This is a genomic window from Calidithermus roseus, assembly GCF_003574095.1.
In the GTDB taxonomy this organism is placed as follows: domain Bacteria; phylum Deinococcota; class Deinococci; order Deinococcales; family Thermaceae; genus Calidithermus; species Calidithermus roseus.
In genome coordinates this window covers 26,627-36,853 of sequence record NZ_QWLA01000034.1, presented here as the reverse complement: position 1 = coordinate 36,853, position 10,227 = coordinate 26,627, and the positions used below count along the sequence as shown (strand labels likewise).

The window sequence follows — 10,227 nt, the reverse complement described above, 5'->3', positions numbered from 1 at the left end:
GGGAAACCCCCTCGGCCCCCGAGCCCGACTTGAGCTGGGAGCCCGCCGAGCCCAGCATTCCCCCAGCCCCCTCTTGGCCCCTGCCCAGCGAGCCCGCCAGGTCTGCTTTGGCAGAACCTACGCCCGCTCCGGCCTGGGAGATGGCCGCACCCGTGGCTGAGCCCGAAGTCGAGCCGGGCCCCGAACCCGAAGCCAGCCTGCCGCCTGTGCCCGAGCCCGCTCCTGCGGCCATGCCCGACCTACCTCCCCTGCCCAGCTTCGAGCCTCCTGCCGAGCCCGCTGTGGCCGCAGCTCCTGTGCTCGAGCCCATGCCCGCACCGGTCCCTGCGCCGGTGACTCGAGTCCAGTTGCGCCAGCGCCTGGTGAGCCTGGCCGCCGCCCGCGAAGCCGCCGAGACCCTCAGCCAGGCCTGGCGGCAGGAGGTGGGTCTGTCGGCCTTGCTCTATCGCGCTGCCGATAAGGCCCTGTCCGACCTCGACATCGCCCAGCCCGCCCTCAAGGGCGAACTCGAGGACGACGCCCTCAAGGGCTACCGCGTGGCCTCGGCCCACACCCTGCGTGGCACCCTGGAAAACCTGGCCGCCGCCCACGAATCCGCGGAGGGCTTGGTAGTGCTGGCCCTCGAGGGCAGCGACGTGGTGGTCTTCCCCGGTGCCGAGGTGCTTGCCCTCTCCCAGCCTAGCGAAGGCCAGGCCCTGCTCTCCTATAGCGGCAGCCTCGCCGTCGAGCAAGCCAGGGCCCTGCTCGAGCGCGTGAGCTACTACCTCGAGCGCCCCATCCTGCTGGCCTGAGCCGGAGTGTCGCCAGGGGTCGTACGGCTTACGTCCTGCGTCGTACGCGAGACGTCGATGGCCGAACACCGTTCGTAGTTTGTTTGTAGGGGCGAGCCGGTAGCTCGCCCTTTTGCTATCCCCCTCCTCGCCGGCGGGGAGGATCGGGGAGGGGTTCCTTCCCCACACGCCACAAGCCCACCCGTGGCCCTCGGCCTCCCCTCCCTACCTCCGCCTTCTGCCCCGCCGGTTCTTGCCCGCCGTGGTCGGCTCAGGCAGCCCCTTCATGCGGGCTTCCAGCGAGCGGATCTGGTCGCGCAGCTCCATCGCGCGCTCGAAGTCGAGCTCTTCCGAGGCCTTCCACATCTCCAGCTCGAGCTGCCCCAGCGTTTCGGCCAGCGCTTCGGGGTCCTCCAGCAGCGCCTCGGCGGCGGCCTCCTCGTAGTCGTCGGGCCGGATCACCTTGCGCACGGTCTTCTGCACGGTCTGAGGGGTGATGCCGTGCTCGGCGTTATAAGCCTCCTGCAGGGCGCGGCGGCGGTTGGTCTCGTCGATGGCGGCCTGCATGGCCTCGCTCACCGCCTCGGCGTAGAGGTAGACCTCGCCTCCTGCGTTGCGGGCGGCCCGCCCGATGGTCTGGATCAGCGAGCGCTCACTGCGCAGGAAGCCGGTCTTGTCGGCGTCCAGGATGGCCACCAGGCTCACCTCGGGCAGGTCCAGGCCCTCGCGCAGCAGGTTTATGCCCACCAGCACGTCGAAGTGACCCAGCCGCAGGTCGCGCAGCAGCGCCTGGCGCTCGAAGGCATCGAGCTCGTGGTGCAGGTAGCGGGCCTTGATGCCGTGCTCGGTGAGGTAAGCGGTGAGCTCTTCGGCCATGCGCACCGTGAGCACCGTGACCAGCACCCGCTCCTTGCGTTGGGCGCGCACCCTTATGGCCCCCATGAGGTCTTCGATCTGGCCCTGGGCGGGCTTCACCGTGACCTTGGGGTCTAGGAGCCCGGTGGGCCGGATGATCTGCTCGACCACTCGCCCGCTGTTCTCCAGCTCGAAGGGCCCCGGCGTGGCCGAGACGAAGACCAACTGCCCCACCCGCTCCAAGAACTCCTGGAAGCGCAGCGGGCGGTTATCCAGGGCCGAAGGCAGGCGGAAGCCGTAGTCCACCAGGGTCTTCTTGCGCATGTAGTCGCCGTTGTACATGCCGCGAAGCTGCGGCACCGTCACGTGCGACTCGTCCAGGAAGGTGACGAAGTCCTTGGGGAAATAGTCCAGCAGGGTGTAGGGCGGCTCGCCGGGGGCTTTGCCGCTGAGGAAGCGACTGTAGTTCTCGATGCCGGGGCACGTACCCATGACCTCGAGCATCTCCAGGTCGTAGAGGGTGCGCTCCTTGAGCCGCTGGGCATAGAGGATCTGGCCCTGCTCCTCGAGTTCGGCTAGGCGCTGCTCGAGCTCAGCCCGGATCTGGGGAATGGCCTCCTTGAGCCGCCACTCGGGTGTGGCGTAGTGGGTGGCCCCCACCAGCACCACGCCGGGCAGGTCCCGGATGCGCTCGCCGCTCACCGGGTGCATCACGCTGATGCGCTCGACCTCCTCGCCGAAGAGTTCGATGCGGATGGGCTCGGTGCCGTAGGCTGGCCAGACCTCGAGCACCTCCCCCTTGGCCCGGAACTTGCCGGCCTCGAGCTGCAAGTCCCCGCGCTCGTACTGCAACTCCACCAGCCGCTCGATCAGCACGTCGCGCGGCCAGCACTCACCCACCTGCATTACGAAGCTCATGTTCCGGTAGTCCTCCGGCGAGCCCAGGCCGTAGATAGCCGACACCGACGCCACCACAATCACGTCGCGCCGGGTGAGCAGGCTGTGGGTCGTCGAGTGGCGCAGCCGCTCGATCTCGGGGTTGACCGCCGCGTCCTTCTCGATGAACAGGTCGCGCCCCGGCACGTAGGCCTCGGGCTGGTAGTAGTCGTAGTAGCTGATGAAGTACTCCACCGCGTTCTCGGGGAAGAGCTCGCGGAACTCGCTGGCGAGCTGGGCCGCCAGCACCTTGTTGGGCGCGAGCACCAGCGCCGGGCGGTCCAGGGCCGCAATGGTCTGGGCCATCGTCACCGTCTTGCCGGTCCCCGTCGCCCCCAGCAGGGTGATGTAACATTCGCCGTCCTCCAGTGCCTCCACCAGCCCCTCGATGGCCCTGGGCTGGTCGCCTTTCGCTTCGGGTCCCTGGTAACGGAACATAGCCTCGAGTCTAGCTTAAACCACCCCATTCTGTCTCCATCAGAACACAATCCCAATAAAAATCCCCACCCGAAGGTGGGGACTTGGCTCGCTTCCGAGCTTAGAAGGAGTAGCTGTAGGAGATGCGGAAGCCGTAGCTAGGAGTCTGGGTGCCGGCGGTGCTGTTCACCAGGTCGCCCCAGTGAGCGAAGACCCCGAAGCCACCGTAGGTGTAGTTGACGTACAGGCCGCGCAGCTCAAAGTTGATGACAGGGGCGGTGGTGTCGTCGGAGTAGATGTAGCCGGTGGTGTAGTCGAAGAGGTGGTTCTCCACGCCGGCTGCGGCGGAAGCGCTGCTGAGGCCCGAGCCGCTGTAGGAGGCGTAGGTGACGTTGAGCTTGGCACCGGAGGCCAGGAAGTCGGCCAGGCCCAGCCCGAAGCTGTAATAGGTCTCGCCACGGGTGGAGCCGATGGTGGAGTTGCGGGTTACGTACGCACCCGTCAGGTTGGGCTTGAGGAAGCCCAGGTTCAGAGTGTCGGTTGTGACCTGAAGGCCGAACTTCAGAGCAGAACCGCTGGCGCTGCCGCTTGCCGCGTCGAAGAAAACACCGGGCTTGACGGCGATGGGGCCAAACTTGGCGTCGAGATCGGCGTTGACCAGGATGTCGCCGCGGTCGTAGTCACCTGCGGCACCCGTTTCGATCTGGCGGTACTCGACACCCAGGTTCAGGCCCTTGATGAGGGCGTTGCTGGCTTTGCCATCGTGAGAGAGCTTGACGCCGTACTTGCTGTCAAAACGGTCGCTGCCGGTCAGCAGGTTACCGCTGATGTCGGTGGCGTTGTAGAAGTAGCCCGTCACGCTGAAGCCGGCAAAGAGGCTGGCGGTGGCGTCCGCACCCAGGCTGTTCACGACGGAGCTGGCATCTTCGTAGAAGTTGGCGTCGTGGTCGTACAGACCGCTGATGGTGACGAAGCCCAGGCCCAGGGTGGCCTTCACGCCGTAGCCGCGCTCGTTTTCGTCGTAAGGACGCTTGTTGTCACGGTTGGTCTGGAAGTCGATCGACAGACCGGCGTTGTTGGCGTTGTAGCCGCTCTCCTTGAAGTCCGGGTCGATGGCGCGGTAGTTGGCCTCAACGGTGATGGGACCGAAGGAGACGCTGGGCTGCACGTAGAAGGCCTGGTCAACGATGGCGTCGTTGGAGAAGTCCCAGTTGGGGAGGCTGGTCAGCTTGGTAGCGACGTACTCGCCCTTCAGGTTCAGGAAGCCTAGCAGCTTGCCGTTCCAATCTACTGCGAAGCCTGCACGCCCGGTGCCGTCGGTATTGCGGGTGTTGTACTCGGCGTAGTTCAGGCCTACGTTGAGGCCGAGCAGGCTGTAGACCGAGCGCACACCGAAGTAGTCGTTCACTGCCGAGGGATCGCCCCCAAAGCCCGTGCCGCTGTTATTGGCGGTGCTGCCCATCACCACGGTGACCTTGGGGCTCAGGAAGAACTTGTTGGCCTCGAAGGTCACCCTAGCCCCACGCCCCAGACCACCGGTGTAGTTGGGGTCGGCGTTGGACATGAAGTAGTCGGTGAACTTGAAGTCGTTGAAGCGGGAGTAGCGGAGGGTGAAGGGCTGACCGTCAATGTTACCGGTCAGGTTGACCAGCAACACCTGGATGGCGTTGTCTTCCAGGCGAACGGCTCCATCCTGGGTAAAGCGCAGCTGGGCGCGGGCTTCGTCGAGGTTGAAACCGCTGCCGGTGCCCACGGGAGTCCGCTTGACGCTGAAGGTCAGGATGGCGCGGGCGCGGGTGTCGCCGCCGCTGAAGAAGTCGGGGTTGTCGATGGTCTGCCCGTCGTCGTCAGCATCCCAGGTGTAGTCACCCCAGACGTTGGAGTAAAGGCGCTCGATGTCGTAGTTGGCCCCGGTGGTGTAGCTGTAGCCGTAGCGGGCGGTCAGGTTGCCGGTGAGGGTGAACTTGTACCCTTCCAGCGCAGCCACACGCTTGTCCAGGCCAGCTACAGTGGTCTCGAGCGCGCTCACCTTCTCGGAGAGGGCGACGAGGTCGGTGCGCAGGGCCGAGGCGAACTCTTGCAGCGCGGCGACGTCCTCGAGGGTGGCGTACTGACTGAGGTCAACGGCTGGCTGAGCCTGGATGTCGGCCAGGGCCTTCTCCACCGCAGTTACGCGGTCCTGCAGGGAGAGCACGTCCTGGTTCAGCAGCACCGCCAGCTCGTTGAGGGCCGAGATGCTGTCGGCGTTGGCCTCGACTTCGCTCTTGAGCGCGGCCACGTCGCCTTCGACGGTGTCGAGGCGCTCACCCAGCTCCTGGGCCTGGGCCAGAGCGGTGTCGGCAGCTACGGAGGCAGCCTCCACTCGGTCGGCCAGGTCTTGCAGGGCCTGCTGATCGACCGCTTCACCGGTGGGGGCCTGGGCAGCCTTCAGCTCGTCGATCTGGGCCTGAAGGGCGGCGATATCGTCCTTGGTGGCGGCGTTGTCCTCGAGGGCCGACACGCGCACGCCCAGGGCGGCCAACTCGGCGGCCAGTTCCTGGATGGCGTTTTGCAGTGCGGCCTTCTCCTCCTCGGTCATGGCAGTCACGGCCTCGGTGGCAGGTCCTGCGCCCTTCTCAGCCTCGAGTTGCTGCAGGAGGCGGTAGATGATCAGGGCAGCCTGATAGCGGGTCAGGTTCTCGTTGCCCCGGAAGGTGCCGTCGGGGAAACCAACGATGATCCCCCGGGCCGTGATGGCCTCCACGGCTTCTTGAGCCCAGTGTCCGGCGGGAACGTCGGAGAACTGAGCTGCGCCGAAGCCCATGGAGAGCACGGTCAGGAGACCGGCCAACATGATGACTAGCTTTTTCCTCATAAGCCTCCTCACCCCTGATGGGGCTGGAACTGTGGGTTGCGGGGTGGGAGTGAGCCTGAGGCGAGTTACCGCGTTTCCTCTCTCTCGCTAACTCTTCCCGCTTCCCGGAGGTGCAGGCAAGCCTCGCCCCTCATCGGGCTAAGCTACTTCTCACCTTGCACATCCGGCGGCATCATACCGACGTAACGCCATAAATGTCAAGTTTTTTCACGCTCTGGGGCCAAAAAGTCTTAAGCTATACTGCGCTTCGGGCATGACCTGGGCATGACGCAGGGTCAAAACCCGAGAAATTCAGTCGCAGACGGTGTTGCGGAAAGGAGGAATGGGCAGAGAATCACGGGGAGCGCAGGGGGTAGAAAGGCAATTACGATAGACCGAGTTCAAGCTTCTTTCTACCTTACGCGGCGGTGGAGCCCGAATGCACGAACGGCGATGCAGAAGGGCATATCCGGCATCGAAAATGAGAGCTTAATCTCAGCCGGTAAAGAGCGAAGGATTCCGCGGATGCCACCAGGGAGCGACCCCTCCCTCCCGTCTGGAGCAAGCTCCAGCAAGCGTCAGGCAAAGCCATCACCGTGAGGGATGGACAAACCGGGCGCAGGGTCGAGGATAAGTGAACAAACCATGCGGTGGGTCCAGAGTGCCAGACTTGGGGCCCGGAACGGCTGGGTTAGTCCTTATTGGGCTGACTCATCGGACTTCTCGCGAGAGCACCCGCGAGTCACCGCGGAGCTAGCGCGCCCGATCTGATAGAGCCACCGGCTATCAGCCATCGGTGGCTTCCGCGAGGAGTCTTCAGGCAATGTCGAGCAGCGCCCAGAGGGTGCTGCGCAGCGAGGAACTATGTGCGGAATCGTGGGATATGTGGGTTTTAGGAACGCTACCGACGTGTTGATGGAGGGGTTGAAGCGCCTGGAGTACCGGGGCTACGACTCGGCAGGGGTCGCGGTCAAGGTGGGGGGCAGGCTCGAGGTGATTAAGAAGGCGGGCAAGCTCTCGGTGTTGGGAGATGTGCTCAAGGACGAGAAGCTGCCGGGGCACTTCGGCATCGGGCATACCCGCTGGGCCACCCACGGGGCGCCCAACGACCCCAACGCCCATCCCCACACCACCGAAGACGGCCAGATCGCGGTGATCCACAACGGCATCATCGAGAACTACCTGCCGCTGAAGGAGGGGTTGCTGGCGCGGGGCCACCGCTTCAGCTCGGAGACCGACTCCGAGGTATTGGCCCACCTGGTCGAGGAGAAGTACCGGGGAGACCTGGCCCTGGCGGTGCGGCAGGTGCTGCAGGAGGTCTACGGGGCCTACGCGCTGGTGGTGGCCCACCAGGACCACGAGGAGATCGTCGTGGCCCGCACGGTGAGCCCGCTGGTGATCGGCCTGGGAGAGGGGGAAAACTTCGTGGCCTCTGACGTGCCCGCCCTGCTGCCCTACACCCGCCGGGTGATCTTCCTGCACGACGGCGACATGGCGGTGGTGAGCCGGGAGGGGGTCAGGGTCACCGACTTGCAGGGAAACGAGGTGCGGCGGGAAGTGGTGGAGGTGGACTGGAGCCTCGAGGCCGCCGAGAAGGGGGGTTACCCCCACTACATGCTCAAGGAGATCTACGAGCAGCCCCGCGTGCTGGAGAACACCCTGGGCGGGCGCTTATCCGAGGCGCGCGCGGGCGTGGAGCTGGATTTGCGTGTCGATCCCACCCGCTTCGAGCGGGTCCACATCGTTGCCTGCGGCACGGCCTACTACGCGGCCTGGGTGGGTAAGTACCTTATCGAGGGCCTGGCCCGCGTGCCCGTCGAGATCGACGTGGCCAGCGAGTACCGCTACCGCGATCCGGTGGTGGACGAGCGGACCCTGGCCATCGCCATCAGCCAGTCGGGGGAGACCATCGACACCCTCGAGGCCCTGCGCGAAGCCAAGCGCAAGGGGGCGGGAACGCTGGGGGTGATCAACGCCAAGGGCAGCAGCATCACCCGCGAGGTCGACGACACCCTCTACATCCACGCCGGCCCCGAGATCGGGGTGGCCTCGACCAAGGCCTACATGGCCATGCTGGGCGCGATGGCCATGCTGGCGGTGTGGATGGGTCGGGCCAGGGGCACCCTCCCGGAGGCCGAGGCCCGGACCTTTCTGGGCGAACTGCGCAAGATGCCCCGGCTGGTGGAGCAGACCCTGGAAAAACGCCAGGAGATCGCGCACATCGCCGAAAAGTACCACCAGGCCGCCGATTACCTCTTCTTAGGCCGCCACATCCAGGCCCCCACCGCCTACGAGGGGGCTTTGAAGCTCAAGGAGATCAGCTACATCCACGCCGAGGCCTACCCGGCTGGCGAGATGAAGCACGGCCCCATCGCCCTCATCGACGAGCGCCTGCCGGTGGTGGTGCTCACCACCGAGAGCCCCATCTACGAGAAGACCCTCTCCAACATCCAGGAGGTGCGGGCCAGGGGTGGAAGGGTCATCGCCGTGGCCACCGAGGGCGACCTCGAGGTGCGGCGCTTCGCCCAGGACGTGATCTACGTGCCCCGCACCCATTACCTGCTGTCCCCCATGGTCTCGGTGGTTCCCCTGCAACTGCTGGCCTACGAGACCGCGGTGCTGTTGGGCCGGGACGTGGACCAGCCGCGCAACCTGGCTAAGAGTGTAACGGTCGAGTAATTCTGACGTCGAAGACCCAAAACCACGACCTCACGGCCCTTTTCCTTCAGACCGTTTTGAGGTACTGGTGCACCAGACCCACGGTGATCGCGCCCTCGCCCACGGCGGAGGCCACGCGGCGCACGGCGCCCTGGCGCACGTCACCCGCGGCGAAGATGCCGGGGACGCTGGTCTCGAGCAAGAAGGGGTCGCGCTGCAAGGTCCAGCCTCCAGGCCGCTTGCCCTCGCGCACCAGGTCGGTGCCGGTGAGGATGAAGCCAGCGCTGTTCATCTCCACCAGGCCGCTAACCATGCGGGTGTGGGGCACCGCGCCGATGAACAAGAACAGGGCCGCCGCCGGCAGGGTCTCGCTGTGGCCGGTCTCGAGGTTGCGCAGGGTGAGGGCCTCGAGGCGGCCCTCCCCCTGGACCTCGCCGACCACGGTGCGGGTGCGCACCTCGATGTTGCTTTGGGCGCGGATTTGGTCTACTAGGTACTGGGACATACCCTTTTCCAGCGACTCGGCCCGCACCAGCATGGTCACCTTGCGCGCATAGCCGGCCAGGAACATCGCGCCTTGGCCGGCTGAGTTGGCCCCGCCCACCACGAAGACCTCCTGGCGGCGGTAGAGCGCCGCCTCGGTCACCGCTGCCCCGTAGTAGACTCCCACCCCGGTCAGTTCTTCGACGCCGGGGGCCGCCAGGCGCTGCGCGGTGGCCCCGGTGGCGATGAGCACGGCGTGGCAGGTGAGCTCGCTGCCGTCTTCGAGCTCGACGATGCGGTAGGGGTCCTGCGCCCGCACCCGGCAGACCTCGCGGGGGGTCAGGATCTCGGTGCCGAAGCGCCGGGCCTGGGCTTCGGCCCGGCGGGCCAGGTCGGTCCCGGAGAGGCCCTTGGGGAAGCCCAGGTAGTTCTCGATGCGACTGCTGGTGCCTGCTTGGCCACCCAGGGCGTCTTTCTCCACGATCAGCGTGCGCAGGCCCTCCGAGGAGGCGTATACCGCCGCCCCGAGCCCAGCCGGGCCGCCACCGACGATGATCAGGTCGTAAAAGGGCTGGCTGGCCTGGGTCTTCATGCCGACCTTCTCGGCCAGGGCCCGCGGGCTGGGGGCCTCGAGGCTGCTGCCATCGGGAAACCAGAGCACCGGCAGCTTGGGTCTCTCCGAGCCCAGCGTGGAGAGCAGCCTGGCCGCCTCGGCGTCGCGCTCGAGGTCCAGCCAGCGGTAGGGGATGCGGTTGCGGGCCAGGAAGTCGCGGACCTGGTGGCTGGGGGCCGACCAGAGCGTGCCCAGCACCCTGATGCCCTCGTAGGGTAGCTGGACGCTCGCAGCCCAGTCCTCGAGCAAATCGTCGAGGACCGGGTAGAGGTGCTGCTCGGGCGGGTCCCAGGGCTTCATGAGGTAGTAGTCCAGGCCGATGCGGTTGATGCTGGTGATGGCCGCCTCGGTGTCGGCGTAGGCGGTGAGCAGCACCTTGCGAGCTTCGGGGTAGAGCGCCATGGCCTGGGCCAGGAATTCGGTCCCCGTCATCTGCGGCATGCGCTGGTCTACCAGGAAAAGCACCACCGGCACGCCCCGCTGCTTGAGTCGCCGCAAAGCCTCCAACGCCTCGGCCCCCGAGCCCGCCCCCAGCACCCGGTAGTCGCGGTAGTGACGCCGCAGGTCCCGCTCGACCGCGCCCAGCACTCCAGCTTCGTCGTCCACCGCCAGGATGACGGGTTTTACCTCTCGCCTTCGGCTTAGGGCTTCGTCAACCATGT

At 66.1% G+C, this 10,227-nt stretch carries 4 protein-coding genes and 1 pseudogene; 2 read left to right on the top strand and 3 right to left on the bottom strand.

The features are described 5' to 3' along the window. Positions 1–791 (top strand): annotated as a pseudogene (locus Mrose_RS18850) (E3 binding domain-containing protein); the annotation flags it as partial. Positions 792–995: 204 nt separating this feature from the next. Here the strand turns inward: Mrose_RS18850 and uvrB are convergent. Together uvrB and Mrose_RS09845 are read right to left on the bottom strand one after the other, a co-directional pair. Then, positions 996–2,999: an excinuclease ABC subunit UvrB gene (uvrB, locus tag Mrose_RS09850; RefSeq protein ID WP_119277811.1), complete on the bottom strand. Its 2,004-nt coding sequence runs from the start codon at positions 2,997–2,999 to the stop codon at positions 996–998. Positions 3,000–3,099: 100 nt separating this feature from the next. Further along, positions 3,100–5,832 (bottom strand): S-layer homology domain-containing protein, encoded by a 2,733-nt coding sequence (locus tag Mrose_RS09845; RefSeq protein ID WP_119277809.1) that lies wholly within the window; start codon positions 5,830–5,832, stop codon positions 3,100–3,102. 843 nt (positions 5,833–6,675) lie between these two features. Here Mrose_RS09845 and glmS point away from each other — a divergent pair. After that, positions 6,676–8,490, top strand: coding sequence for a glutamine--fructose-6-phosphate transaminase (isomerizing) (gene glmS / locus Mrose_RS09840; RefSeq protein ID WP_119277807.1), 1,815 nt, complete (start codon positions 6,676–6,678; stop codon positions 8,488–8,490). A gap of 46 nt (positions 8,491–8,536) precedes the next feature. Here the strand turns inward: glmS and Mrose_RS09835 are convergent, their stop codons facing one another. Continuing rightward, positions 8,537–10,225: an NAD(P)/FAD-dependent oxidoreductase gene (locus Mrose_RS09835; protein WP_119277805.1), complete on the bottom strand. Its 1,689-nt coding sequence runs from the start codon at positions 10,223–10,225 to the stop codon at positions 8,537–8,539. Positions 10,226–10,227: the final 2 nt, after the last annotated feature.